This window comes from Geodermatophilus sp. SYSU D00079 (assembly GCF_054050635.1).
The window spans coordinates 122,742-147,574 of the sequence record NZ_JBJGZS010000006.1 but is presented as its reverse complement, the minus strand read 5'-3'; the positions used below and the strand labels follow the sequence as shown (position 1 = coordinate 147,574).

At 76.7% G+C, this 24,833-nt stretch carries 24 protein-coding genes and 1 pseudogene; 13 read left to right on the top strand and 12 right to left on the bottom strand.

Annotated features, from left to right (window positions below; genetic code table 11):
- Positions 1-122: 122 nt before the first annotated feature.
- The 3 genes and pseudogenes from ACI79E_RS08110 to ACI79E_RS08100 all read left to right on the top strand — a co-directional run.
- Positions 123-410: pseudogene (locus tag ACI79E_RS08110) on the top strand (EamA family transporter); the annotation flags it as partial.
- Positions 411-618: 208 nt separating this feature from the next.
- Positions 619-909, top strand: coding sequence for an EamA family transporter (locus ACI79E_RS08105; protein ID WP_456932014.1), 291 nt, complete (start codon positions 619-621; stop codon positions 907-909).
- A gap of 70 nt (positions 910-979) precedes the next feature.
- Positions 980-3,235: an EAL domain-containing protein gene (locus tag ACI79E_RS08100; protein ID WP_456932013.1), complete on the top strand. Its 2,256-nt coding sequence runs from the start codon at positions 980-982 to the stop codon at positions 3,233-3,235.
- A 28-nt stretch (positions 3,236-3,263) separates the two neighbouring features.
- On the opposite strand, the gene ACI79E_RS08095 is transcribed toward ACI79E_RS08100, so the two are convergent.
- The 5 genes from ACI79E_RS08095 to ACI79E_RS08075 all read right to left on the bottom strand — a co-directional run bounded on the left by ACI79E_RS08095 (position 3,264) and on the right by ACI79E_RS08075 (position 6,351).
- Positions 3,264-4,049, bottom strand: a complete 786-nt coding sequence (locus ACI79E_RS08095) for a TrmH family RNA methyltransferase (protein ID WP_456932012.1) — start codon at positions 4,047-4,049, stop codon at positions 3,264-3,266.
- A 172-nt stretch (positions 4,050-4,221) separates the two neighbouring features.
- The gene (rplT, locus tag ACI79E_RS08090) at positions 4,222-4,617 is read right to left on the bottom strand and encodes a 50S ribosomal protein L20 (RefSeq protein ID WP_097204962.1); all 396 of its coding nucleotides are present in this window, start codon (positions 4,615-4,617) and stop codon (positions 4,222-4,224) included.
- A gap of 34 nt (positions 4,618-4,651) precedes the next feature.
- Positions 4,652-4,846 carry a 50S ribosomal protein L35 gene (rpmI, locus tag ACI79E_RS08085; RefSeq protein ID WP_097204960.1) on the bottom strand — a complete coding sequence of 65 codons (195 nt, stop codon included), beginning with the start codon at positions 4,844-4,846 and terminating at the stop codon, positions 4,652-4,654.
- A gap of 100 nt (positions 4,847-4,946) precedes the next feature.
- The gene (gene infC / locus ACI79E_RS08080; protein WP_456932011.1) at positions 4,947-5,567 is read right to left on the bottom strand and encodes a translation initiation factor IF-3; all 621 of its coding nucleotides are present in this window, start codon (positions 5,565-5,567) and stop codon (positions 4,947-4,949) included.
- Between the two features lie 280 nt (positions 5,568-5,847).
- Positions 5,848-6,351, bottom strand: a complete 504-nt coding sequence (locus ACI79E_RS08075; RefSeq protein WP_456932010.1) for a PH domain-containing protein — start codon at positions 6,349-6,351, stop codon at positions 5,848-5,850.
- A 22-nt stretch (positions 6,352-6,373) separates the two neighbouring features.
- On the opposite strand from ACI79E_RS08075, the gene ACI79E_RS08070 reads away from it, so the two are divergent.
- The 4 genes from ACI79E_RS08070 to ACI79E_RS08055 all read left to right on the top strand — a co-directional run bounded on the left by ACI79E_RS08070 (position 6,374) and on the right by ACI79E_RS08055 (position 10,395).
- A complete protein-coding gene (locus ACI79E_RS08070; protein ID WP_456932009.1) occupies positions 6,374-6,949 on the top strand; it encodes a uridine kinase family protein in 576 nt (191 codons plus the stop codon).
- Positions 6,950-7,017: 68 nt separating this feature from the next.
- Entirely contained in the window at positions 7,018-7,749 is a 732-nt protein-coding gene (locus tag ACI79E_RS08065; RefSeq protein WP_456932008.1) for a GAF domain-containing protein, read from the top strand.
- Positions 7,749-9,221 carry a PP2C family protein-serine/threonine phosphatase gene (locus ACI79E_RS08060; RefSeq protein ID WP_456932007.1) on the top strand — a complete coding sequence of 491 codons (1,473 nt, stop codon included), beginning with the start codon at positions 7,749-7,751 and terminating at the stop codon, positions 9,219-9,221. The genes ACI79E_RS08065 and ACI79E_RS08060 overlap by 1 nt, the downstream gene beginning before the upstream one ends.
- Positions 9,222-9,267: 46 nt before the next feature.
- Positions 9,268-10,395 (top strand): uroporphyrinogen-III synthase, encoded by a 1,128-nt coding sequence (locus tag ACI79E_RS08055; RefSeq protein ID WP_456932006.1) that lies wholly within the window; start codon positions 9,268-9,270, stop codon positions 10,393-10,395.
- Here ACI79E_RS08055 and ACI79E_RS08050 read toward each other — a convergent pair.
- A complete protein-coding gene (locus ACI79E_RS08050) occupies positions 10,367-10,966 on the bottom strand; it encodes a GNAT family N-acetyltransferase (RefSeq protein WP_456932005.1) in 600 nt (199 codons plus the stop codon). The genes ACI79E_RS08055 and ACI79E_RS08050 overlap by 29 nt on opposite strands.
- A 67-nt stretch (positions 10,967-11,033) precedes the next feature.
- Complete coding sequence (locus ACI79E_RS08045) at positions 11,034-12,422, bottom strand: nitrate/nitrite transporter (RefSeq protein WP_456932004.1); 1,389 nt, start codon at positions 12,420-12,422, stop codon at positions 11,034-11,036.
- A 147-nt stretch (positions 12,423-12,569) separates the two neighbouring features.
- Between ACI79E_RS08045 and ACI79E_RS08040 the strand changes: the two genes are divergently transcribed.
- Positions 12,570-13,355: a hypothetical protein gene (locus ACI79E_RS08040; protein WP_456932003.1), complete on the top strand. Its 786-nt coding sequence runs from the start codon at positions 12,570-12,572 to the stop codon at positions 13,353-13,355.
- A 64-nt stretch (positions 13,356-13,419) separates the two neighbouring features.
- Entirely contained in the window at positions 13,420-14,397 is a 978-nt protein-coding gene (locus ACI79E_RS08035; protein ID WP_456932002.1) for a methyltransferase, read from the top strand.
- A gap of 16 nt (positions 14,398-14,413) precedes the next feature.
- Here ACI79E_RS08035 and ACI79E_RS08030 read toward each other — a convergent pair whose 3' ends face one another.
- Both ACI79E_RS08030 and ACI79E_RS08025 read right to left on the bottom strand, forming a co-directional pair.
- Positions 14,414-15,040 (bottom strand): class I SAM-dependent methyltransferase, encoded by a 627-nt coding sequence (locus ACI79E_RS08030; protein ID WP_456932001.1) that lies wholly within the window; start codon positions 15,038-15,040, stop codon positions 14,414-14,416.
- Positions 15,037-15,996 (bottom strand): NAD(P)/FAD-dependent oxidoreductase, encoded by a 960-nt coding sequence (locus tag ACI79E_RS08025; protein ID WP_456932000.1) that lies wholly within the window; start codon positions 15,994-15,996, stop codon positions 15,037-15,039. The genes ACI79E_RS08030 and ACI79E_RS08025 overlap by 4 nt, the downstream gene beginning before the upstream one ends.
- Before the next feature lie 49 nt (positions 15,997-16,045).
- Between ACI79E_RS08025 and ACI79E_RS08020 the strand changes: the two genes are divergently transcribed.
- The 4 genes from ACI79E_RS08020 (at position 16,046) to ACI79E_RS08005 (ending at position 19,225) form a co-directional block, all read left to right on the top strand.
- Positions 16,046-16,639, top strand: a complete 594-nt coding sequence (locus ACI79E_RS08020; RefSeq protein WP_456931999.1) for a helix-turn-helix domain-containing protein — start codon at positions 16,046-16,048, stop codon at positions 16,637-16,639.
- Positions 16,640-16,723: 84 nt separating this feature from the next.
- The gene (locus ACI79E_RS08015) at positions 16,724-17,227 is read left to right on the top strand and encodes a SigE family RNA polymerase sigma factor (RefSeq protein ID WP_456931998.1); all 504 of its coding nucleotides are present in this window, start codon (positions 16,724-16,726) and stop codon (positions 17,225-17,227) included.
- Positions 17,224-18,678, top strand: a complete 1,455-nt coding sequence (locus tag ACI79E_RS08010; RefSeq protein ID WP_456931997.1) for a hypothetical protein — start codon at positions 17,224-17,226, stop codon at positions 18,676-18,678. The genes ACI79E_RS08015 and ACI79E_RS08010 overlap by 4 nt, the downstream gene beginning before the upstream one ends.
- 142 nt (positions 18,679-18,820) lie before the next feature.
- Positions 18,821-19,225 (top strand): hypothetical protein, encoded by a 405-nt coding sequence (locus tag ACI79E_RS08005; RefSeq protein WP_456931996.1) that lies wholly within the window; start codon positions 18,821-18,823, stop codon positions 19,223-19,225.
- Between the two features lie 23 nt (positions 19,226-19,248).
- Here ACI79E_RS08005 and ACI79E_RS08000 read toward each other — a convergent pair whose 3' ends face one another.
- The 3 genes from ACI79E_RS08000 to ACI79E_RS07990 are packed head-to-tail and all read right to left on the bottom strand — an operon-like array spanning position 19,249 to position 24,766.
- Entirely contained in the window at positions 19,249-19,656 is a 408-nt protein-coding gene (locus tag ACI79E_RS08000) for a Rieske (2Fe-2S) protein (RefSeq protein WP_456931995.1), read from the bottom strand.
- On the bottom strand, positions 19,653-22,178 hold the full coding sequence (gene nirB, locus ACI79E_RS07995; protein ID WP_456931994.1) for a nitrite reductase large subunit NirB: 2,526 nt from the start codon (positions 22,176-22,178) through the stop codon (positions 19,653-19,655). Before nirB ends, ACI79E_RS08000 begins: the two co-directional genes overlap by 4 nt.
- Positions 22,178-24,766, bottom strand: coding sequence for a molybdopterin oxidoreductase family protein (locus tag ACI79E_RS07990; RefSeq protein ID WP_456931993.1), 2,589 nt, complete (start codon positions 24,764-24,766; stop codon positions 22,178-22,180). Before ACI79E_RS07990 ends, nirB begins: the two co-directional genes overlap by 1 nt.
- Positions 24,767-24,833 lie beyond the last annotated feature (67 nt).

Here is a 24,833-nt window from a genome sequence, read left to right as displayed (position 1 = left end):
TCGGGCCGGGGACGGGCGCCCCGCCGGTGCTAGACACGGGGCCGGGGCGCGCGCCGGGCGGGCCCGGTTCGGAGGTCGGCGTGGCGGTCCTGCTGGCCCTGGCCAGCGCGGTGGTCTACGGGATGGCCGACTTCTGCGGCGGTCTGGCCAGCCGGCGGGCGACCGCGTTCGCCGTCGTCGCGCTCTCCCAGACCGCGGGCCTGCTCGGGCTGCTGCTCCTGCTGCCCTGGCTGGGCGGGGACCCGACGGTCGCGGACCTGCTGTGGGGCGCGACCGCGGGCGTGGCGGGGGCGGCGGGGCTGGTCCTCTTCTACCGCGCCCTGGCCGGGGGCGTGATGAGCGTCGTCGCACCGGTGACGGCGGTGTCGGCCGCGGCCGTCCCGCTCCTCGTCGGCGTCGGCTTCGGGGAGCGCCTGGCCTGGTGGGCCGTGGTGGGCATCGGGCTGGCGCTGGTCGCCGTCGTCCTGGTGGCCGCCGAGGACGGGCTGTCCTCGCTGCGCGCGGCGCGCCCGGCCACCCTGGTGCCGGCGCTGACGGCCGGGGCCGGGTTCGGCCTGTTCTTCGCGTTGCTGGACCGCACCGCCGAGGCCGCCGCCGGTCGGCGCCCGGGTGGTGTCGGTGTCGCTGGTCGTGGTCCTGGCACTCGGTGTGGGTCAGTCGCTGCGGGTGCCCCGGGCCACGCTGCCGGTGGTGGTGCTCGGCGGGGCCGGCGACATGGCGGCCAACGCGCTGTTCCTGCTGGCCACGCAGCAGGGCCAGCTGGCGGTCACCGGCGTCCTCGCCTCGCTGTACCCGGTGAGCACCGTCCTCCTGGCCCAGCTGGTGCTCCGCGAGCGGCTGGTCGGCACCCAGGTGGCCGGGCTCGCCGCGGCCGGCGCCGCCGTCGTCCTCATCGCGATGCCCGCCTGACCTCCCCCGATGGGGGCGGGGGACGGCGGTTGGGCTGCGGCCCGGCCCGGTCGCCGCCGATGCTGCCGTCGTGGCTCCCCCTCTCCCCGCGACCGCCCTCGACGAGGTGCTGCGCGACCGCGGCGTCCGCAGCGTCTTCCAGCCGATCGTCGAGCTCGACACCGGCCGGGTGGTCGCCTACGAGGCGCTCGCCCGCGGACCCGAGGGCCCGCTGGAGCGCCCCGACGCGCTCTTCGCCGCCGCCCGCGCCGCCGGCCGGCTCGCCGAGCTGGACGCCGCCTGCCGCACCGCGGCCCTCTCCGGCGCCCTCCAGCAGGGCCTGCGCGCACCGCTGACCCTGTTCGTCAACGTCGAGCCCGAGGTGCTCGACCACGCGCCGATGGAGGAGCTGCTCGCGATCGCCTCGGCCGCACCCGGCGGCCTGCGGGTGGTCCTGGAGATCACCGAGCGGGCGCTGGCCACCCGGCCGGCCGAGCTGCTGCGCACCGTCGAGCGGGTGCGCGCCGTCGGCTGGGGCGTCGCGGTGGACGACGTGGGCGCCGACCCGCTGTCGCTGGCGTTCATGCCGCTGCTGCGCCCAGACGTGGTCAAGCTGGACCTGCGGCTGGTGCAGGAGCGGCCCGGCCCGGCGATCGCCGAGATCATGAACGCCGTCAACGCGCACGCCGAGCGCACCGGCGCGGTGGTGCTCGCCGAGGGCATCGAGGACGCCGCGCACCTGGACATGGCCCGCGCGCTGGGCGCGACGCTGGGCCAGGGATGGCTGTTCGGCCGTCCCGGCCCCGGCCCGGTCGAGGGCGCGCCGACCGGCTCGCTCGTGCTGCCCTCGCAGCGCCCCGACACCCTCACCGAGGACGCCGCCGTCTCCCCCTTCGCCTGCCTGCCGGTGACCGTGCCGCTGCGGGAGGCCCCCAAGGCGCTGCTGATCGAGCTGTCCAAGCAGCTGGAGCGCGAGGCGCTGCGGCTCGGGCCCGCGTCGGTGGTGGCCGCCACGTTCCAGGAGGCGCGGCACCTCACCCCGTCGACCGCGCTGCGCTACCGCGACCTGGTCGAGCGGACCGGCTTCGTCTGCGCCCTCGGCGAGGACCTGCCGGTGGAGCCGCTGCCCGGCCTGCGCGGCGCGGCGCTCGACCCGGCCGACCCGGTCCGCGGCGAGTGGGACGTCGCCGTCCTCGGCCCGCACTTCGCCGCGGCGCTGCTGGCCCGCGACCTGGGGGACGACGGTCCCGACGAGCAGCGCCGGTTCGCCTACGCGCTCACCTACGACCGGGACACCGTCGTCCGCGCCGCCGCGGCGCTGCTGGCCCGGGTCGCCCCGCGGGTCGGGCCGGCCCCCGCCGCCCCGGCGGCCGCACCGGCGCCGTCCGCGGTCCGCCCGGCGCCGCCGGCCGCGCCCCCGGCCGGCGAGGCGCTGCTGCGCCGTGCGCTGGACGCCACGCCGAGCGGCGTCACCATCGTCGACGTGCAGCGGCCCGACCAGCCGCTGGTCTACGTGAACCCCGCCTTCGAGCGGCTGGCCGGCCTGCCCCGCGAGCAGCTGCTGGGCCGCAACTGCCGGTTCCTGCAGGGTCCGGACACCGACCCCGCCGCGGTCGCCGCCGTCCGCCGGGCCGTGACGGCCGGCGAGGAGGTGCGGGTGACGCTGCTCAACCACCGCGGCCCGGAGCGGACGCCGTGGTGGAACGAGCTGCACCTGGCCCCCGTGCACGGCCCGGACGGCACGGTGGCCCGCTACATCGGGGTCCAGGTCGACGTCACCGCCCGGGTCGAGGCGGAGCGGGCACTGGCCCGGGAGCGCGACCGCGCCTCGGGCTACCGCGCCCGGCTCGAGGAGCTGGCCGGCACCGACCCGCTGACCGGGCTGCCCGACCGGCGGCGGCTGGCCGACGAGGTCGAGACGGCGATCTGGAGCGCCCGCGCGGGCGACGACGCGCTGGCCCTGCTGCTCGTCGACGTCGACGGCGTCATCGCGGCCACCAACGTGTGGGGTCACGGCACCGGTGACGACCTGCTGTGCCGCGTCGCGGAGCGGGTGCGGGCCGTGCTGCGCCGCCGCGACCTGGTCGGCCGGCTCGGCGGGCACGAGTTGGTGGTGGCGCTGCGGGACCTGGACCCGCGGACCGCCGCCGCCGAGGCGCACCGCATCGCCGGGGAGCTGCTCGACGCACTGCGCGGGCCGGTCCGGCTCGACGGCGCGGAGCTGCCCGCCGGGGTCCGGGTCAGCGTGAGCGTCTTCCCCGAGGACGGCGCGGACTTCGCCGAGCTGCTCCGGACCGCCGCCCTGCGCCGGTACGAGCGGCCGGCCCCGTCGGCCGCCGAGCGCTGACCCCGACCCGCTGCGGTCCGCCGTCCCCCTACTGCGCGAGCTGGGTGGTGTAGAGGCAGATCGCCGCGGCCGCGGCGAGGTTGAGGCTCTCGGCCCGCCCGCGCATCGGGATGCGCACCCGGGCGTCGGCCAGCTCGGCCAGCTCGGCGGGCACCCCCCGCGCCTCGTTGCCGAACACCCACACCACCGGGCCGGCGAGCCGGTCGCCCAGCTCGGGCAGCGCCACCTCGCCCCCGCCGTCGGCGGCCAGCACGGTCGCCCCGGCGGCCCGCAGCCGCGGCAGCAGCTCCGGCAGCGGCGCGCCGCGGACGACGTCGACGTGGAAGAGGCTGCCGGCGCTGGAGCGCACCGCCTTGCCGCCGTAGGGGTCGGCCGAGCCCGCGCCGAAGACGACCGCCCCGGCGCCGGACGCGTCGGCGGTGCGCAGCACGGTCCCGGCGTTGCCGGGGTCGGCCAGCTCGGCCAGCGCGACCGACAGCCGCGGGGGCGCGGTGACCAGGGCGTCGGCCGGCACGTCGCGCAGCGCGCAGACGGCGACCAGCCCCTGGGGGGTGACGGTCTCCGACAGCGCGGCCGCCGCCTTCTCCGTGACCGGCCGCACCGGCACCGCGGTCCCGGCGAGCAGGTCGGCGGCCGCCTCGGCCGCGGCGGCGGTGACGAACACCTCGCGCACCCCGGCCGGGTCGGCGAGGGCCTCGGCGACGGCCTGCCGCCCCTCGGCGAGGAACAGGCCGGCGGCGTCCCGGCCGGCCCGCCGGGTGAGCTTGCGCGCGGCCACGATGCGGGCCGAGCGCTCGGTCAGGGGTGCGGTCACCGTCGTCCTCCTTCCTCGGGTCGAGATCCCGTGATCTCGCACGCTCCAGGGTCCGGACGGGTCGAGATCCCGCGATCTCGCCGTCCGGTGGGGGCCCGTACACACGGCGACGCCGCCGGCGCCGGCCCGGAGGGGCCGGTCACCGACGGCGTCGGGACGTGCTGCGTCGAGCTCAGGCGGCAGCGGTGCCGGTCGCGTCGCCGGCCGGGGCGGCGGCGACCGCGGCGCGCGCGGTCTCCACCAGGGCGGCGAAGGCAGCCGGCTCGTTGACGGCCAGCTCGGCCAGGACACGACGGTCCAGCTCGATGCCGGCCAGCTTCAGGCCCTGCATGAACCGGTTGTAGGTCATGTCGTTCTGGCGCGCCGCGGCATTGATGCGGGTGATCCACAGCTTGCGGAAGTCACCCTTGCGCACCTTGCGGTCGCGGTAGTTGTAGGTGGCCGAGTGGAGGATCTGCTCCTTGGCCTTGCGGTAGAGCCGGGACCGCTGGCCCCGGTAGCCGCTGGCGGCCTCGAGGGTTGTCCGGCGCTTCTTCTGGGCGTTGACCGCCCGCTTCACGCGTGCCACGTGAGTGCTCCTGTCTTCTCGTTGCGGAGGGCGCTCAGCGGCCCAGCAGCTTCTTCATCCGGGGGGAGTCGGCCGGGGAGAGGACACCGATGCCGCTCACCCGCCGCTTGCGCCCGGACGACTTCACCTCGAACTTGTGCTGGTTGTTCGTGTGCTCGCGCACGAGCTTCCCGGAGCCCGTCACGCGCACGCGCTTCGCCGTGCCCTTGTGGGTCTTCTGCTTCGGCATGTCCTCGGTCCTCGTTCGTGGTTGTCGGCGCCGCGCGGCAGCACGGAGCTGCCGCGACGGCGCCGGCCGTCTCGGTGGTGCGGTCCTGCGGTGCGCCGTCTCAGGCCGGGGGGGCCTGCTCCTCGGTGGCCTGCTTCTCCGCCTTCGCGTTGCGCCGCGAGGCGTCGGTGGCCGCCTGGTTCCGGTGCGGGGCGATCACCATGACCATGTTCCGGCCGTCCTGCTTGGGGTTGGACTCGACGACGCCGAGCTCGGCGACGTCGGCGGCCAGCCGCTGCAGCAGCCGGTAGCCCATCTCCGGCCGGGACTGCTCACGGCCGCGGAACATCACGGTGATCTTGACCTTGTCGCCGCTCTTGAGGAAGCGCTCGACGTGGCCCTTCTTGGTCTCGTAGTCGTGCGGGTCGATCTTGAGGCGCAGCCGCATCTCCTTGATGACGGTGAGCGCCTGGTTCCGCCGGGCCTCGCGGGCCTTCTGGGCGGACTCGTACTTGAACTTGCCGTAGTCCATGAGCTTGGCGACCGGCGGCCGGGCCATGGGCGCGACCTCGACGAGGTCGAGCTCGGAGTCCTGGGCCAGGCGCAGCGCCTCGCCGATCGGCACGATGCCGACCTGCTCGCCCTCGGGGCCGACCAGGCGGACCTCGGGGACGCGGATACGGTCGTTGATGCGGGGCTCGGTGATGGCCTCTCCTCTGCTGTTGCACGGGAGGAGTCGCACCCGGCCGGATGCCGGAGACGATGAAGGCCCCGTGAGCGACAGCTCACGGGGCCCACTCTCCGGGGTGCACGAGCCGTGCGGCTCGCGCGCGCCGCGGCCGACCGGCCGGGGGGCCGGTCTGCCGCGATCCGGGGACCTGGGCGCCTCGACGGCGCCAGGTGGGAGCGGGCTCCTCTTGGTCAGCGGCCCGGGGCGGGGCCGCTGGGTGGTTCGCGCGCCTCGGTGTAGCGGGGAGGCGCGCCCATGCTACAGCGTCGCGGGACCGCAGGTCATTCCCGGGTCAGCCGCGCGGGGTCTGCGGCCGTTCGCGGGGGTCGTGCAGCAGCGGCGGGGGCGCCGGCTGCGCGGCCCGTGCCGCGGCGTGCAGCGCCCGCAGGCCCTCGACCGCGGCCGCGGCCCGCTCGCCGTCGGCACCCTGCACCGCGAGGACGGCGAACTCGTCGTCGTTGGTCAGCAGCAGGGTCGCCCACTTGAACCTCCGGTCGAACCGGATGGCCTGCACCGCCGTCCAGGGCAGCTCCCGCCGGCCGAACAGGTTGCGCACCCGGATGCCGTCGGCGTCGGCGTCCACCCGCGGCCGGCCCAGCGCCAGGACACCCGCGCCCAGGACCAGCCCCAGCAGCACCACCGCGACCTGGTCGGCGGTCGTGTAGGTGACGACGCCGGAGTCGTCTGTGTGCAGGGTGAGGCCGACGTAGGCGAGGACGGCGGCCACCACGACGGCGACGACGGCGCACAGCAGGCGCCAGCGGGTGGGCACGGCGGAGACGGCGGTCGGGGGCACGGGCCCATCGTCCCAGGTGCTGATGGCAGAGTGCCCCGCCGTGGACCGGGCCGCCCTCGCCGCGCGGGTGCGCGCCGCGGCGCCGCGGCTCGGGGGCACCCACCTGGTCTGCGTCGACGGCCCCGCGGGGTCGGGCAAGACCACCCTCGCCGCCGGGCTGGCCGCGGAGCTGGACGCCACGGTGGTCCACATGGACGACCTGTACGCCGGCTGGACGCTCACCGGCGCCTTCGCCCGCCTCGCCGCCGGCGTGCTGCGCCCCCTCGCCGGGGGTCGCGCCGGCGCCTACCACCGCTACGACTGGACGGCGGGACGGTTCGCCCCGCTGCCGACCCCCGTGCCGGCCGGGGGCGTGCTGGTGGTGGAGGGCTGTGGCAGCTGCCCACGCGCGGTCGATCCCTGGGCGTCGCTGCGCATCTGGGTGGAGGCGCCGCAGGAGGTGCGGCTGGCGCGGGGCCTGGCCCGGGACGGCGCCGCCCTGGAGCCGCAGTGGCGCCGCTGGCAGGTCACCGAGGCCGCGGTCTTCGCCGCCGAGTGCACCCGGGGACGCGCCGACGTCCGCGTCGACGGCACCGCCGGGAACGGTGCCGGCGGCTAGGCTGACCCCGCGTCGTCCTCCCGTCCAAGCGCCGGCGGAGCGGGCGGCTCGCGCACAGGCAGGTGCACGTGGTCCTCGATCCCTCCCCCGACCTCCCTCTCGCCGACGAGTTGTCGGCCGTCTTCGCCCGCATGTCCGGCCTGCTGCTCTCCGAGGAGACCGTGTCGACGGCGCTGGGGCTGGTCAGCTCGCTGGCGCTGGACACCGTCCCCGGGGCGACCGGTGCCGGCGTCTCGGTCATCGACGAGCGCGGACGCCGCAGCTCCGGGTCGACCGACGCCCGGGTCCAGCGCGCCGACGCCCTGCAGTACGAGCTGGACGAGGGCCCGTGCCTGGCCGCCACGGGCGCCCGGCACCTGGTCCTCGTCGACGACCTCGCCACCGACCGGCGCTGGCCGCGCTGGACGGCCGCCGCGGCGCAGCTGGGGCTCCGCGCGGCGATGAGCGCGCCGATGGTCGCCGGCGACACCGCGTTGGGGGCGCTGAAGGTCTACGCCGACGTCCCCGGTGGCTTCGACGGCCACAGCGGGGTGCTGCTGTCGCGGTTCGCCGCGCAGGCGGCGATCCTCGTCGCCAACGTGCAGACCCACGAGCGCGCCCGGCGGCTCAGCGACGGGCTGCGCGCCGCGATCGGCACCCGCGACACGGTGAGCATGGCCAAGGGCGTGCTCATGGCCCGGCACGGGGTGACCGAGGAGGTCGCCTTCGGGATGCTGCTGGCCCGCTCCGGGGAGGAGACCGGCAGCCTGCCGGAGGTCGCCCGCACCGTCGTCGGCTCCGCGGTCCGCCGGCGGCGCTGATGACCGGCCCGGCGCCGGCCTCCCCCGAGGAGCAGCACCGGGCGCTGCGCTCGGCGTTCGAGATCGCCGACCTCACGCTCGAGCAGCTGTGGACCCGGTACTTCGCCCTCGGTGGCACCGCCGACCTGTTCGAGTTGGAGGCCCAGCTGCAGGACCTGGCACCGATGCCGCCCGCACAGCGCACGGTGCTGGCCCACGCGCTCAACGAGCGCCTGGACGAGCTGTTCACCCAGCGGCGGGTGCCGTACAGCACTCCCCTGCGGGCGCGGCGTCCGGCGAGCGGGCCGTTCGCCGCGCTGCTGCACCTGGTGGAGGCCGCCCACGCCGCGCCGCCGGACCGGCTGGCCGCCCTGGTGGTGGAGGCCGGTGCCGCCATGGGCGTGGCGGTGACGGTGCACGTGGCCGACCACGAGCAGCGCCGGCTGTGGCCCCTGCTGCCCGCGGGGACGCCGGAGGGGAAGCCGGTCGCGGTCGACGGCACGCTCCCGGGGCGGGCGTTCCAGACCCTCCGCACGCTGCCCTCGGAGGCGGAGGGGACGCCGCGGCTGTGGGTGCCGCTCCTCGACGGCGCCGAGCGGGTGGGGGTGCTGGAGGTGCGGATCGGCACCGAGGCGGACCTCTACGACCCCGGGCTGCGGCAGGAGTGCCGGTGGCTGGCCGGCATGGTCGGGCACCTGGTCGCCGCGATGGGCCAGTACGGCGACGCCCTCGAGCAGGCGCGCCGGACGCGGCCGCGGACGCCGTCGGCCGAGCTGCTGTGGCAGCAGCTGCCCCCGCTCACCGCCGCGAGTGACACCTTCGTGCTCGCCGGGCTCGTGGAACCGGCGTACGAGGCCGGCGGGGACGCGTTCGACTACTCCATCTCCGAGACGACGATCTCGATGGCGATCCTCGACGCCATGGGCCACGGCCTGCCCGCCGGGCTGCTCGCCGGCGCGGCGCTGGCGGCCTACCGCAGCGCGCGCCGGGACGGCCGCGGCGTCTACGAGCAGGCCCAGGCCATCGACGAGGTGGTGGCCGGCACCTTCCCGGGCAGCGCGTTCGTCACCGGGGTGCTCGCGGAGCTGGACGTCGGCAGCGGCCGGCTGCGCTACGTCAACGCCGGTCACCCGCCGCCGCTGCTGCTGCGCTCGGGCAAGGTGGTCAAGAAGCTGTCCGCGGGCCGGCGGGTGCCCTTCGGCCTGGGGACGGGGGTCCTCACCGTGGCCGACGAGCCGCTGCAGCCCGGCGACTGGCTGGCCCTGCACACCGACGGGGTCACCGAGGCGCGGGACCCGGCCGGCGACTGGTTCGGCGAGGAGCGCCTGGTGGACTTCCTCACCCGCGAGGTGGCCGCCGACCAGTCACCGCCGGAGACCGCCCGGCGGCTGGTGCACGCGGTCCTGGACCACCAGCACGGGCTCCTCCAGGACGACGCCACCGTGCTGCTGGCCCGGTGGATGCACGCCCCCGCCGACCGGCCGGTCCTCTGACCAGGGCCGTCACACGCCCGCAACGCCCACGCCGCACCATGGGGTCGTGACGGACAGCCCGACCGCCCCCGAGGCCCCCGGCGAGCCCCTGCCGCTGGCCGGCTACACCGTCGCGGTCACCGCGGCCCGTCGCCGCGAGGAGCTCGGCGCCCTGCTGGCCCGCCGGGGAGCGCGCGTCCTGTACGCACCGGCGATCCGGATCGTCCCGCTGGCCGACGACACCGAGCTGGTCGCGGCCACCCGGCGGGTGCTGGAGCGCCCGGTCGACCTCGTCGTCGCCACGACCGGGGTGGGGTTCCGCGGGTGGCTGGAGGCCGCCGACGCGTGGGACCTCCCGCTGGTCGACCACCTGCGCGGCAGCCGGGTGCTCGCCCGCGGCCCCAAGGCCCGGGGCGCCATCCGCGGCGGTGGGCTGGTCGACGCCTGGTCACCGGCCTCGGAGTCCTCGGCGGAGGTGCTCGAGCACCTGCTGTCGGGAGCGGAGGGGCCGCTGGCCGGCCGCCGGGTCGCCGTCCAGCTGCACGGCGACCCGCTGCCGGACTTCGTCGACGCGCTGCGGGCCGCCGGGGCCGAGGTGCTGCCCGTGCCGGTCTACCGCTGGGTGCTGCCCGAGGACGTCGGCCCGGTGCGCCGGCTGGTCGCCGCCGTCGTCGCCCGGGGGGTGGACGCGGTGACCTTCACCAGCGCACCGGCGGCGGCCAGTCTGCTGGAGGTGGCCGAGGAGCTGGGGCAGCGGGCGGAGCTCGTGGCCGCGCTCACCGGCGGCGTCCTGCCGGTCGCGGTGGGGCCGGTGACCGCCGGGCCGCTGGACGCCGCGGGCATCCCCTCGCTGCAGCCGGAGCGGTCCCGGCTGGGCGCCCTCGCCCGGGAGGTGGTGGCCCGGCTGCCCGAGCGCGACCCCGTGCTGCGGGTCGCCGGGCACGAGCTCCAGGTGCGCGGCCACGCGGCGGTCGTCGACGGGCGGGTGGTGGAGCTGGCGCCCGGCCCGATGGCGGTGCTGCGGGCGCTGGCCGCACGGCCGGGGACGGTGCTGTCCCGGCCCGAGCTGGTGCAGGGCCTGCCCGGTGGCGGGGACGGGCACGCGGTGGAGATGGCGGTGACCCGGCTGCGGGCCGCGCTCGGCGTCCCGCTGGTGGAGACCGTCGTCAAGCGCGGCTACCGCCTCCGGGTCTGACGCGCAGGTCCAGGCGCATCAGCACGCGGGGGAAGCCGTTGAGCACCGAGTCGGTGTCGGCCGCCTTGGTGAACCCGGCCCGCTCGAACAGCCGGCGCGTGCCGACGTAGGCCATGGTCAGGTCGACCTTCCGGCCGTCGTTGTCGACCGGGTACCCCTCGATCGCCGGAGCGCCGTGGTCGCGCGCGAACGCCACGGCGCCCTCGACCAGGGCGTGGCTGATCCCCGTCCCGCGGTGCCCGGGGCGCACGCGGATGCACCACAGCGACCACACGTCGAGGTCGTCGACGCGCGGGATCCTCCGGTTGCGCGCGAAGGTCGTGTCGGCGCGCGGGTGGACGGCCGCCCACCCCACCACCTCGTCCCCGTCGTAGGCCAGCACGCCCGGCGGCGGGTCCTCGGCCACCAGCTGCCGGACCCGCTCGGCCCGCTCGGGCCCGTGCAGCGCCTGGTTCTCCTTCGACGGGATCCGGTAGCTCAGGCACCAGCACACGTTCGCGTCCGGCCGCTTCGGCCCGACCATGGTCGCGACGTCGTCGAAGTCCCGCGCCGGGCGCACGTCGATCCCCATGCCGTGATCGTGGCAGCACCGGCGGGGTGGGAGGGGCGCGTCTGCCGCGCCCACCCACCCCGCCGGCTCAGACGCCGGCCATGGGGGCGCGGGGGCGCAGGTAGACCACCCAGGTGACGGCCAGGCAGGCGACGTAGAAGGCGATGAACACCAGGTAGGCCGAGTCGCCGGTGCCGGTGGTGAGGAAGGACTGGCGGAAGGCCAGGTTCACCAGGACCCCGCCGAAGGCGCCCACCGCGCCGGCGATGCCGATCAGCGCGCCGGACATCCGCAGCGCGTGCCGGTCCGCGGCCGCCGGGTCCCCGCCGGCGGCGACCTGCTGCTGGGCCTGGGTGCGGAAGATCGCCGGGATCATCTTGTAGGTCGACCCGTTGCCGATCCCGCTGAGCACGAACAGCGCCACGAAGCCGACGACGAACAGCGGCAGCGACCCCCACTGGCTCGCCGTCCACACGGTCGCGGCGCCGACCGCCATGGCCGCGAAGGTCCAGAACGTGATGCGCGCGCCGCCGAAGCGGTCGGCCAGCGACCCGCCGAGGGGGCGGATCAGCGAGCCGAGCAACGGGCCCAGCCAGGTCAGCGACGCCGCCGCCAGCGGGGTGGCGAAGGAGCCGGTGAACTGGTTCTGCAGCACCTGGCCGAAGGCGAAGCCGAAGCCGATGAACGAGCCGAAGGTGCCGATGTAGAGGAACGCCATGATCCAGGTGTGCCGCTCGCGGGTCGCCTCGCGCATGGCCCGCGGCTGGTTGCGCGCCGTCGTCAGGTTGTCCATGACCAGCGCCGCGCCCACGGCGGCGGCGACGACCAGCGGGACGTAGACCAGCAGGACCAGCCGCGGGTGCCCCACCCCGGCGGTGGCCAGCACGAGCAGCCCGACGAGCTGGATCACCGGCACGCCGAGGTTGCCGCCGCCGGCGTTGAGGCCCAGCGCCCAGCCCTTGAGCCGGTCGGGGTAGAACGCGTTGATGTTGGCCATCGAGCTGGCGAAGTTGCCGCCCCCGACCCCGGCCAGGCAGCTGACGACCAGCAGCGTCGAGTAGGAGACGCCCGGCTCGAGGACGACGGCGGTGGCGATCGTCGGGACCAGCAGCAGCGAGGCGCTGACGATCGTCCAGTTGCGCCCGCCGAACGTCGCGACGGCGAAGGTGTAGGGCAGCCGGACGAACGCCCCCAGCGCCGTGGGCAGCGTGGTGAGCAGGAACTTCCCGGCCGGGTCGATGCCGTAGACGGACTCGGGGAGGAACAGGACCAGCACCGACCACAGGCTCCACACCGAGAAGCCCACGTGCTCGGAGAACACGGAGAAGAACAGGTTGCGGCGGGCGACCCGCTTGCCGGTGGACTCCCAGAAGACGGGGTCCTCGGGGCGCCAGTCGTCGATCCAGCGCCCCGGCGGGCGGGACGGGGCGGCGACCGGCGCGGTCGTCTGCGGGGCGGAGCGCGTGGGGGCGGCCATGACACCGAACGCTGACGGTCCGGCGTTCCCCGGCCGTTGCCGCCGGGATGAACCCGTGTTCCGTTGTGCTCACCGTCGCTGACCCGCTGTGGTGAGGACGCGGTGCAGCGGGTGCACGAGCGGCCCCGGACCGGAGAAGATCACCGGGTGACCGCCACCGAGGACTCCCCCGCCACCGGCCGCGCGCTGCTCGAGGCCGGCGCCGTGGTGGCCGGCTCGATGAGCCGGGCCGCCGCCGCGGTGGTGTACCCCGGGGGCGGGCCGGCCCCGGCCGTGCGCCTGGACGACCGGCTGGCCGGCTGCCTGCGGGCGGCGGCCGAGGACGCCGTCGCGCTGCCGCTGCCCCGCGAGCGCGCGCGGGCCGGCGCCGTCCTGGCCTTCGCCGTCGAGCACGCGGCGTCCCTGACCCGCACCGGCCGCCCGGTCCGGGACGACGGGTTCTTCACCCCCCGCGCCGGCGGACGCTCGGCCGCCGACGAGGTGACCGAGGCCGTCGTCGCCGCCGCCCGCGTGTCGGGCGAGGAGCGGCGGGTCCGCCACCTGGGCTACCTGCTGGCCGAGGTGGCCGCCTCCCCCGACCTCGACCCGCCGCTGGTGGACCGCGCACTGCGGATCGCGGCCGGGCTGTCGTGGCGGCAGCTGGCGGTGCTGGCCGGTGTGGGCCGCCGGGACCGCGTGCCCCTGCCGATGACACCCCTGCCCGACGAGCCGCGCGCGTGGAGCGCGTGGGGCGCCCGGGAGGACCTCGCCGACCTGCAGCGCGCCGGCCTGCTGGACCCGCCGCCGGCCCAGCCGCGCCCGGGGGGCGCGGCCCTGCCCCGGCTGCGCCCGGCCGACCTCCGGCTCACCCGGCGCGGCGTGCTGGTGCACCGGCTGCTGGCACTGGGCTTCGTGCGTGACGACGACGTGGCCGCCGCCCTCGCCGACCTGTAGTCCCGGCGCGACGGCCGCCCGCGCTCGTTGTCGGCCGCCCGGGCCGGGTGCCAGCATGGTCCCCGTGCCCGGCTCCGCGGCCGCGCGGCTGGCCCGGCTGGCCGACGGCTACCTGGTCACCCAGCTGCTGCACGTCTGCATCGCCCTGGGTGTGCCGGAGGCGCTGGCCGCCGGCCCGCGTACCGCCGACGACCTGGCCGCCGAGCTCGGCGCGGCGCCCGCGGCGCTGCACCGGGTGCTGCGCGGGCTGGCCGCCGAGGAGGTGCTCGACGAGCTGCCCGCCGGCCGGTTCGCCCTCACGGCGACCGGCGAGCTGCTGCGAGCCGGGGTGCCGGAGTCCCTGCGCGGGGCCGTGACGGCGCGCGCCGAGCTGTACTACCGGGCCGCGGCCGGTCTGCTCGACGCCGTCCGCTCGGGCGCCACCCCCTTCGACGTCGTCCACGGCCGGCCGTTCTTCGACCACCTCGCCGCGGCGCCGGAGCGGCTGGCGGCCTTCCGGGCGTCGATGGCCGACCGCTCCGCCCGCGAGGCGGGGGCGGTGGTCGACGCCTACGACCCGACCCGGTTCACCTCGGTGGTCGACGTCGGCGGCGGCAGCGGGACCCTGTTGCGCGCGGTCCTCGACCGGGTGCCGTCGGCCGAGGTCGTCCTGTTCGACCAGCCCGACGTCGTGGCCGGCTCGGAGCTGCCCGCGGTCGGTGGCGACTTCTTCACGGGGGTGCCCGCGGGGGCGGACGCCTACCTGCTGTCCCGGGTCCTCCACGACTGGGACGACGCCGACGCCGTGCGGGTGCTGCGCAGCTGCCGGGCGGCGATGCGGTCGGACTCGGTGCTGCTCGTCGTCGAGGCGGTGCTGCCCGACCGCGCGGTCGACGACCCGGCGGCGGTGCGGATGGACCTGCACATGCTCGTCCTCCTGCACGGCCGGGAGCGGACCGCCGCCGAGTACGCCGCCCTGCTGGAGGAGGCCGGCCTGCGCCTGGTCGCCGACGTCCCCACCCCGGCCGGCGTCCACGTGCTGGAGGCGCGGCCGCGGGGGTGACCCGGCCGGCCCGCGCCTACCGCCGGCGCGCCACGAGCACCGTGTCCGGCGCCGGGTTGCCCGTCCGCGCGGCCGCCGCCGGGTCGCGGTCCCGGCGCTCGGCGACGACGTCCCGCCACTGCGCGGGGTCCAGGACCGCCGCGACGTCCTCCGCGGTGTACAGCAGGTCGGGGTCGTGGCCGTGGTGGCCGTGGTGGTCGCCGGCTTCCTCGCCGAGCAGGTGGCCGACGACGAGCAGGGTGCCCCCCGGCGCGACCGCCCCGGCCAGCCGCGCGAACAGCGCCGGGCGGTCGGCTCCGCGCGAGTGCAGGTAGTGCGCGGCGACCAGGTCGAAGCCGCCCTCCGGCGGGGTCCACCCGTCCAGGTCGGCGTGCACCCACGTGATGCGGCCGTCGAGCCCGCGGGCGCGGGCGTGCGCGGCGGCGCGGTCCAGCGCGACGGCGGAGAAGTCCACCGCGGTGACGCGCCAGCCCCGCTCCGCGAGCCACAGGGCATCGGCGCCCTCACCGCACCCGGCGTCCAGCGCCGTGCCGGGCGGCAGGACGCTCCCCTCGACGACGAGCTGCCGGTTGGGGCGGCCGCTCCACACCGCCGGGGCCGACCGGTACAGCTCGTCGTAGGACCCGCGGTCGACCGCCCTCATGCGGCCACGCCCCGGCGCGCCGCGACGGCCGCCCGGGCGTCCTCGGCCACGAGATCGGCGTTGATCACGGCCCCGGCCCGCAGCCCGGCGGCGGCGGAGACCACCACCTGCGCGCTGAGGTCGGCGACGTTGCCCGCCACCCACACGCCGGGCACGGCGGTCGCCCCGGTCGGGTCGGCCGGCACGACGCTGCCGATGACCGAGCCGGCCATCTCCTGGTCCACCGCCGGGGCACCCAGCGACTCCAGGACGCCGGCGCGTGCGGTGAAGCGCGGGGCGACGACCAGAGCCGACCGCGGGACCACCTCCCCGGTGACCAGCCGGACGCCGGTGAGCCGGTCGTCGGTCACCTCGATCCCCGTCACCTCGCCGTCGACCACGCGGACGTCCAGGGCGGCCAACTGCTCGGCCTGCTCCGGTGCGAGCCCGGGCCCGGTGTGCCGGAAGAACACGACGTCCTCGCTGAGCTGCCGGAACAGCAACGCCTGGTGCACCGCGTTCGGGCCGGTGGCGAGGACGCCGACCGCCTGGTCGCGCACCTCCCAGCCGTGGCAGTACGGGCAGTGCAGCACGTCGCGTCCCCACCGCTGCGCCAGCCCGGGCAGGTCGGGCAACTCGTCGACGAGGCCGGTGGCGACCAGCAGCCGACGTGCCGACACCTCGCGCCCGCCGTCGAGGGCCACGCGGAACGTCCCGTCGTCCTCCCGCCGCGCGGCGGTGACCACGCCGTCGACGACCTCCCCTCCGTAGCCGGCCAGCTCGGCCCGCCCGTCGGCGACCAGGTCGGCGGGGCGGGCGCCCTCCCGCCCGAGGTAGTTGTGCACCCCGGACGCCGGTGCGTTCCGCGGCTGCCCCCCGTCGACCACCAGGACCCTGCGCCGCGACCGCGCCAGGGCCACGGCCCCGCTCAGCCCCGCGGCGCCACCACCGATCACCACCACGTCGTATCCGCTCATGCCGCCACGGTCTCCCCTCCGCGCCGGTCCGGCAAGTATGGTTGCTGACATGGCAAACTCGGAGGAGCCCGCGGTCGACGACGTCCTCGAGTCGGTCGGTCCGCGGCTGCGCGCTCTGCGCACCGCCCGCGACCTGACCCTGGCCGCGGTGTCCGCCACGACCGGGGTGTCGGTGAGCACGCTGTCCCGGCTGGAGTCCGGGCAGCGCCGGCCGACGCTGGAACTGCTGCTCCCCCTGGCCCGGGCCTACCAGGTGGCGCTCGACGACCTGGTGGACGCCCCGCCCACGGGCGACCCTCGCGTGCAGCAGAGTGCGTTCGAGCACGAGGGCGTGACGATGGTGCCGCTGACCCGCCAGAGCGGGGGGCTGCAGGCCTACAAGCAGACGTTCCCCGCGCGCTCGGGGGCCCAGGCCATGGAGCAGAAGACGCACGAGGGGTACGAGTGGCTCTACGTGCTGTCCGGCCGACTGCGGCTGCTCCTCGGTGCGCGCGACTTCGTGCTCTCCGCCGGCGAGGTGGTCGAGTTCGACACCCGCGTGCCGCACGCGTTCGGCAACCCGTTCCCGGAGCCGGCCGAGGTGCTCTCGCTGTTCGGGCCGCAGGGCGAGCGCATGCACGTCCGCGCCCGGCCCCGGCAGTAGCCGTTACGCGACCGTGACCCGCGGGTGTGGGGCTGCGGCGGGCGTCGGCGCGTGGAAGGGGCAGGACGGTCGGAGGGGGTGGGCGTGCGCGACGAGGACGGCCGCGGGTTCGCGGAGTTCGTGACCCGGGAGCAGGCTGCCCTGTTGCGGCTGGCCGTCCTCCTGACCGGTGACCGCGGACATGCGGAGGACCTCGTGCAGACGGCGCTGCTCAACACCTACCGGCACTGGCCCCGCGTCGCCCGCGCCGGCACCCCGTCGGCCTACGTGCGCCGGGTGCTGGTGAACGCCCACAGCAGCTGGCGGCGCCGGCTGTCGACCACCGAGCAGGTCGTCGAGGCGGTGCCCGACCGGCCCGCACCCACGGCGGCCGACCGCGACGAGGAGCTGGGCACGGCGCTGCGCGCGCTGCCGGTCCGCATGCGGACGGCGGTGGTGCTGCGCTACTTCGAGGACCTCTCGGAGCAGCAGACCGCCGAGCTGATGGGCTGCTCGCCCAGCACGGTGAACACCCAGACCGCCCGCGGCCTGGCCCGGCTGCGCACCGCCCTGGCGCCCCTGACCCCGGCGCGCGAGGGGGAACGGTGACCGGCGAGGAGACCGACCTGCGTGAGGGGCTGCACCGCCTGGCCGAGGCGACCGTGCCCCCGCCGCGCGCCGACCTCGCCGACGTCGTGGCCCGGCGGCACCGGGCCCGGCGCCGGCAGCACGTCGCGATGGCCGCCGCGGCAGCGCTGGTCGCGGCGGTCGTGGTGGTCGTGCCGGGGCTGCTGCGCGGGTCCGGCGGTGGCTCGGTCGCGACGCCGGCGGTGGGCGTCGAGGAGCCCGCGCCGGCGGCGGCCCCCCCGGCCGCGGCGGTCTACTCGGCGCCGACCCGGGGCTCGCTGGCCGGGGACCCGGCCTTCGTCGAGGCCGTCCGGCAGCTGCCGTGGACGGGCCCGGCCGTCACCGGCGACGTCCCCGACCCGGCCCCGGAGCAGCGGCACGTCGTCTTCGTCGGCGACGTGCCCGGCGGGCGGTGGGCCCTGGTGGCGGGCACCGACACCGCCGTCCCGGCGGTCCGGGACCCGGAGCTGCAGACCGACCTCGGCGGGCTCAGCGACGTGGCCATCGCCTGGTTCGTCGGTCCGCCCGGCGCCACCCCCGAGCAGCTGACGCTCACGGGCGTGCCCTACGGCGTCGACCCAGGGACGGCATCGGCGCTGTCGGACACCGCGACCGGCGCGCTGGTCGTCGTGGCCGCACCGGGGGACGCGATCTCGGTCTCCCTGCGCCCGGAGGTCGCCGCGGACGGCGCGGTGACCCGCACGTGGGAGCCGGTGCCGGCAGCCGACGGCGTCGCCGTCCTCGACGTCGGACGGCGCGACGCGACCCACGACCAGGCGCTGCGCTACCGCGTCACCCGCGACGGGCAGTCGGAGGTGCGGGGCCCCAACGGGTACGCCGACCCGGCCGCCACCCCGCCGGAGGTGGACGTCGGCCAGCTGCGCGAGCCCCCCGCGCCCTCGCCGGTCGACCAGCTCGTGGACATGGAGGTGCACCAGGTCCTCGCCCGCACCGGCCTGGGCGCCGGCGAGGTCCGCTTCGAGGTCCTGTGGGCCGGGGACGTCCCGGCCGCCGAGGAGCGGACCGGGCGGGTGACGCTGCTGTCGGCCACCCTGCCGTCGGGCGCGGTGTACGTCTCGGCGGTCGCCGGGATCGCCTTCGGCGACGGCTCGCTGGGCGGGACGACCTGCGGCTCGGCGCTGCTGCCCAGCGGCACCTCGCCGGCGGAGACCACGCTGGCCCTCCGCTGCGACCTGCCGTCGGCGAACGCGTTCCCGGCCGGGCCCGGCACGGTGGTGGTCGTCGGGCCGTCCGCGGCGGTCAGCGCACACCTGGTCGCCACGGACGGGGACGAGCTCGGCGAGGTCGCGCTGGTCGACGGCGTCGGGCAGGTCGAGGCGCCCGAGCGGGTGGCGGAGGTCGAGACCCGCGACGCCGCGGGTGCGACGGTGGCGCGGGTGCGTCTGCTCGGCGTCACGGACTTGGACGGCTGATGGCGCCCGAGCCCGCGTCGGTGGTCGCGGCGCGCCAGCTGGCCGAGGAGGCGCGGCTCCGGCTCCCCGGCGGACGTCCGCGGCGACGCCGCCGGCCCGTCGCCCTGGCACCGCCGGGCCCGTCGCCCTCGGAGCCCGGCCGGTGATCCCGCGAGCGGTCGCGGTCGCCGCCGTCCTGCTGGCCGGCGCGTGCGACCCGGGGGCCGGCCGGGTCTGCCCGGCGATCGACTGGGGGCGCACCCTGCTGGTGACGCTGGCGCCGGACTGGCCCCCCGGCACCGGTCGCTCGGTGCAGGTCGCCTGCGACGCCCCCTGCGGGCTGCCCACGGTGGACGGTGACGACCCGGCGCGCGAGCTCACCGCCCCGCTGGAGGGCGCGACCGCGCGCCTGTCCCCGATGGGTCTGCCGGGCTCCGTCGTGGTCACCGTGCTCGGTCCCGGCGGGCCGGAGGGCGGGGTCGAGGCGGGCCTGCGATGGCGGCGGGTGGGCGGCGACGACGAGTGCGGCGGGCCGGTGCGCGCCGAGGTGACCGTGCCGGCGCCCTGACCGGGCCCGGCACGGTGCCTCCGTCAGACCTCGACGACCAGGTCGCCGTCGACGTCGCGCACCGGGTACACGCGCAGCGGCGCCGTCCCCGACGTCGAGGCGCCGTCGGACCACCGGTAGGCGTACAGGTGCAGCGGGCAGACGAGCACGTCGACGTCGGTCTGCCCGTCGGCCAGCGGACCGCCGGCGTGCGGGCAGGCCGCCTGGGTGGCGTGCAGCGAGCCGTCGCGCAGCCGGAAGACGGCGACCTGCACGCCGCCGGCGACGAACGCCCGCCCCTCCCCCAGGGGGACGTCGGACACCCGCCCCACGGTGTGCGCGGCCCCGCGGGACGGCGCGGCCCGGCCGGGGCTGGTCACCTCGGTGGCCGGGCTCCCGGTGTCGGTGCCCGGCGTGGTGGGCCGGGCGACCTCCAGGTGCGGCGCGCTCATCGGACCGGCACCTTCGGCAGCGGGACCAGCGGGAGGGCGGGGCGGAACTGCCCGGGCGTGGCGGGCTCCCCGCCGTCCTGGCCCCACGGGTCGCGGTAGGCGTCGACCGAGCGCTGCATGGCGGCGTCGAGGTCGGCGACGATGCCCTCGCTGTCCTCCAGCAGCACCGCCCGGAGCCGCTCGAGGCCGATGCGCGGCACGAAGTCGTAGGTGCGCTCCAGCCAGTTGGCGTTCTCCCGGTAGTACTGCAGGAACCGGCCGGCGAGGGTCAGCACGGCCTCCGGGGAGTCGACCGTGGCCAGCAGGTCGCCCTTGCGCACGGTGGCCCCGGCGGCGCCGCCGACGTGGACCTCCCACCTGCCGTTGCCGATCGCGACGACGCCGAGGTCCTTCACGTAGGCCTCGGCGCAGTTGCGCGGGCACCCGACGACGGCGAGCTTCATCTTCGCCGGGCCCTCGATGCCCTGGAAGCGGGTCTCCAGGTCGATCCCCAGCTGGGTGGAGTCGCCCAGGCCGAAGCGGCAGAAGTCGCTGCCCACGCAGGTCTTCACGGTGCGGAAGCTCTTGCCGTAGGCGTACCCCGACGGCATGCCGAGGTCGGCCCACACCGCCGGCAGGTCCTCCTTGCGCACGCCGAGCAGGTCGATCCGCTGCCCGCCGGTCACCTTGACCATCGGCACCTCGTACTTCTCGGCGACGTCGGCGATGCGGCGCAGCTGGGCCGGGGTGGTCACCCCGCCCTTCATCTGCGGGACGACGGAGAAGGTGCCGTCGCGCTGGATGTTGGCGTGGACGCGGTCGTTGATGAACTCGCCGTCCTTCTCCGGGAGGAAGTCCGCGCCCCAGAGCATCTTGAGCAGCGAGGTCAGGCCCATCTTCGACTTCGCGTCCTCCTTGCCGCCGGGGGCGAGCGCGGCGAAGACGGCGGAGACGCTGCGCAGGTCCCGCTCGCGGATCGCGGCCATCAGCTCGGGCTTGGCCATCGGGATGCCGGGGACGTAGTAGGAGGCCGCCGGGTCCTCGGCCAGGTCGCCGTCGGCGGCCCACTCGACGACCTGCTTCACCAGGGACTTGCACGAGCCGCAGCCCTTGCCGGCGCGGGTGCGGTCCATGACCTCGCCGACGCTGCTGCAGCCCCCGCTCACGGCGCCGCAGATGTCGCCCTTGGACACCCCGTTGCAGTTGCACACCTGCGAGTCGGCCGGCATCTCCGCGATGCCCACCTCCGCGGCGCCGTCGGAGAGGTCGACCAGCAGCCGGATCCGCTCCTCCGGCAGCGGCGCCCCCCGGTCGAAGGCCTGGGTGAGGAACGCGACCTTGCGGGTGTCGCCGAGCAGCGTGGCGCCGACCAGCCGGTCGTCGCGGATGACCACCGACAGGTGCACGCCGCGCTTGGGCTCGGAGATGACCAGGAACTCGTCGTCGTCCCGCTCCGGGGTGTTGATGCCCATCGTGGCGACGTCGACCCCGGCCACCTTGAGCTTGGTCGCCGTCCGGCTACCGTGGTACTCGGCGTCCGGGTCGGTGCCGGTCAGGACGTCGGCCAGCACCGTCGCGTGCTCCCACGCGGGAGCGACCAGGCCGTAGACCTCGCCGCGGTGCTGGGCGCACTCGCCGATGGCGTAGACGTCGGGCTCCTCGGTGCGCAGCTGGTCGTCGACGACGACCGCCCGCTGGACCTCCAGGCCCGACCGGACGGCGAGGTCGGTGTTGGGGCGGACCCCTGCGGCGACCACGAGCAGGTCGCAGTCCAGGCGGCGGCCGTCGGCCAGCACGACGCCCTCGACGTGCCCGTCCCCGAGCACCTCGGTGGCCAGCACGTCGAGGTGCACGGTGATGCCGAGCGACTCCACGCTCCGCTTGAGGATCGCGCCGGCCTCCGCGTCGAGCTGGGCGTTCATCAGCCACGGTGCGGCGTGCACCAGCTCGACGTGCAGCCCGTGCCCCTGCAGCGCCCGGGCGGCCTCCAGCCCGAGCAGACCGCCACCCATCACGACCGCCCGCGTGCAGGAACGGGTCGCCGCGAGCATCGCGCGGGTCTCGTCGATGGTGCGGAAGCCGTACACCCCGGGCAGCAGACCGCCGTCGCCGGTGCGGACGCCGGCCATCGGCGGGATGAACGAGCTGCTGCCGGTGGCCAGCACCAGGTGGTCGTAGGGGGTGACCGAGCCGTCGGAGCCGTGCACGGCCTTGGCGGCGACGTCGATCCGCTCCACCCGGACCCCGGCGCGCAGGGTGACGCCGTTGTCGGCGTACCAGTCGTGGCTGTTGAGGACGATGTCGTCCTCGTGCGACTCCCCGGCCAGCACCGGCGAGAGCATGATCCGGTTGTAGTTGCCGTGCGGCTCGTCGCCGAAGACGGTGATCCGGAACTGCTCCCCGCCGCCGCGCTCGAGCACCTCCTCGACGAACCGGGCGCCGGCCATGCCGTTGCCGACGACGACCAGCCGGGCCCGCTCGTCGAGGTCGTCGAACCGCAGCGTGGTCAGACCGGCGGGCCGGCCCCCCAGGATCGCCGTCATCAGACCTCCACCAGCCCGAGGTCGACGACCAGCTCGCCGGTGACGCCCATCGGCGCGGCCGCGTGCACCTCGACCAGCGTGCCGCCGGGCAGGTCCTCGACCACTCGCAGCGGCACGTGCACGTCGCCCTTGGCGCCGATGGGGAACCAGCGCATCGGGACGCCGTCACGCATGAGCAGCGCGTAGACCAGGTGCTCGGTGGAGTTGCCGCCGCGGAAGTAGAGCGCCTGGGCGCTGGCCCCGCTGGGCACGGTGTAGCGCAGGGCGGGGTCGACCGGGCCGGGCTTGTCCAGGCCCTCCCCGGTGATCGGGTAGACGCCTTGCAGGAAGCGTGGGGTGCTCTTCACGCGGGGGGTCCTCCTCCGGGACGGGGTCCGTGGCTGGGGGGTCGGGGGCAGCTGGTGGGGGCGTGGCTCGGGCTGGGTGGCGGCATCGGGGGCGGGCAGCCGCTCGCCGGGGCCCTCGACCCGGCTGACGGCGACCGCGCAGACCTTGAAGGCGGGCATCCGGCTGGTGGGGTCGAGGGCGTCGGCGTCGGTGAGCGCGTTGGCCGACGAGGCGCCGCCCCAGTGGAAGGGCGCGAAGACGACGTCGGGCCGGATGTCCTCGGTCAGGTGCGCGGAGAACCGGGCCCGGCCGCGGCGGGTGGCCAGCTCGACGACGTCGTCCGGGCCGATGCCGAGGCCGCGGGCGAGGTCGGGGTGCAGCTCGGCCCGCGGGAGGGGCGCGAGGAGCCGGAGGCTGCGGGAGCGCCGGGTCTGGGTGCCCGACTGGTACTGGGCCAGCACCCGGCCGGTGGTGAGCACGTACGGGTACTCGGCGTCGGGGCGCTCGTGGGCCTCGACGTGCTCCACCCGCAGGAAGCGGGCGCGGCCGTCGGGGGTGGCGAACCGCTCGGTGAACAGCCGGGGCGTGCCGGGGTGCCCCGGTGCCGGGCAGGGCCAGAACACGCCCTGCTCCTCGTCGATGCGCCGGTAGCTGATGCCCGAGTAGTCCGCCGCTCCCCCGGCGCTGGCCCGGCCGAGCTCGGCGAAGACGGTCTCCGGGTCGGCGGAGAACCGCTCCCCCACCCCGAGCCGGGCGGCGAGCTCGGCCAGCAGCTGCAGGTCGTCGCGGACCCCGTCGGGCGGGTCCAGCGCCCGACGGCGGCGGATCACCCGGCCCTCGACGTTGGTCATCGTGCCGTCCTCCTCGGCCCACATCGCGCTGGGCAGGACGACGTCGGCGAGCTCGGCGGTCTCGGAGAGGAAGAAGTCGCTGACCGCGAGGAAGTCCAGGTCGCCCAGCCGGCGCACGACCCGGCGGGCGTCGGGCGCGGAGACCGCGACGTTGGAGGCGAGCACCAGCAGGGTCCGGACGCCGCCGTCGGTGCCGAGCGCGTCGAGCAGCTCGAACGCGCTGCGGCCGGGGCCGGGCAGGTCCTCGGGGTCGACGCCCCACACGGCGGCCACGTGCCGGCGTGCGGCGGGGTCGGAGATGCTGCGGTAACCGGGCAGCTGGTCGGCCTTCTGGCCGTGCTCGCGGCCGCCCTGCCCGTTGCCCTGGCCGGTGACCGTGGCCCAGCCGCTGCCCTCCCGGCCGGGCAGGCCGAGGGCCAGGGCGAGGTTGATCCACGCCTGCGCGGTGTCGGTGCCGCTGCGGTGCTGCTCGGCGCCGCGGGCGGTCAGCACGATCGCCCTCCCCGCGCGGGCCAGGGCGGAGACGGTGCGCCGCTGGTCGGCGACCGGGACACCGGTCAGCCGTTCCACGCGGTCCGGCCAGTACGCCGTGACCCCGTCCCGGACCTCCTCGAACCCCGTGGTGCGCGCGGCGACGTACGCCTCGTCGACCAGGCCCTCGGCGATCGCGATGTGCAGCAGGCCGTTGGCCAGCGCCAGGTCGGTGCCGGGCAGCGGCTGCAGGTGGAGGGCGGCGGTGCGGGCGGTCGCCGTCCGCCGCGGGTCGACGACGACGTGCTGCGCGCCGCGGGCGCGGCCCTCCTCGAGGTACTGCATCGCCGGCGGCATGGTGTCGGCCGGGTTGGCGCCGACCAGGACGACGACGTCGGCCGCGGCGACGTCGGACAGCGGGAAGGGCATGCCGCGGTCCAGGCCGAACGCCCGGTTGGCCGCACCGGCCGCCGACGACATGCAGAACCGGCCGTTGTAGTCGATCGCGGAGGTGCGCAGCGCGACCCGCGCGAACTTGCCGAACTGGTAGGCCTGCTCGTTGGTCAGCCCGCCACCGCCGAAGCAGCCGACCGCGTCGGGGCCGTACCGCGCCTGGGTGCGCCCGATGGCGGCCACGACCCGGTCCAGGGCCTCGTCCCAGGGAGCCTCGACCAGGGGGCTGGTGCGGTCGCCGGGCACGGCGCGCACCAGGGGCCGGGTGAGCCGCTCGGGGTGGTCGAGCAGCTCGGTCGCCGACCAGCCCTTGGAGCACAGCCCGCCCCGGTTGGTCGGGAAGTCGGCCGGCTGGAGGGTGGCCGGCCGGTCCCCGGCGGTCATGGTCACGCCGCACTGCAGCGAGCAGTACGGGCAGTGGGTGGCGGTGGTCCGGGTGCGCGGGCCGGCCCCGGCGAGGACTCCGGGGAGGGCGGTGGCGGTCACGGCCCCGAGCGTCGTCGGCGCCGGTTTCCCGACCGCGGCAGCGACGTCAAGCCTGCGTTCCGGCGGC

Bases quoted from the DNA above. Each gene is read 5' to 3' on its own strand.
- ACI79E_RS08050 (WP_456932005.1), bottom strand. From the start codon at position 10,966: ATGGGGATCGACGTGCGCCCGGCGCGGGACTTCGACGACGTCGCGACC.
- ACI79E_RS08020 (WP_456931999.1), top strand. From the start codon at position 16,046: ATGGCAAACTCGGAGGAGCCCGCGGTCGACGACGTCCTCGAGTCGGTC.
- nirB (WP_456931994.1), bottom strand. From the start codon at position 22,178: ATGACGGCGATCCTGGGGGGCCGGCCCGCCGGTCTGACCACGCTGCGG.
- ACI79E_RS08000 (WP_456931995.1), bottom strand. From the start codon at position 19,656: ATGAGCGCGCCGCACCTGGAGGTCGCCCGGCCCACCACGCCGGGCACC.
- ACI79E_RS08070 (WP_456932009.1), top strand. From the start codon at position 6,374: ATGGCAGAGTGCCCCGCCGTGGACCGGGCCGCCCTCGCCGCGCGGGTG.
- ACI79E_RS08045 (WP_456932004.1), bottom strand. From the start codon at position 12,422: ATGGCCGCCCCCACGCGCTCCGCCCCGCAGACGACCGCGCCGGTCGCC.
- rpmI (WP_097204960.1), bottom strand. From the start codon at position 4,846: ATGCCGAAGCAGAAGACCCACAAGGGCACGGCGAAGCGCGTGCGCGTG.
- ACI79E_RS08030 (WP_456932001.1), bottom strand. From the start codon at position 15,040: ATGAGGGCGGTCGACCGCGGGTCCTACGACGAGCTGTACCGGTCGGCC.
- ACI79E_RS08025 (WP_456932000.1), bottom strand. From the start codon at position 15,996: ATGAGCGGATACGACGTGGTGGTGATCGGTGGTGGCGCCGCGGGGCTG.
- ACI79E_RS08060 (WP_456932007.1), top strand. From the start codon at position 7,749: ATGACCGGCCCGGCGCCGGCCTCCCCCGAGGAGCAGCACCGGGCGCTG.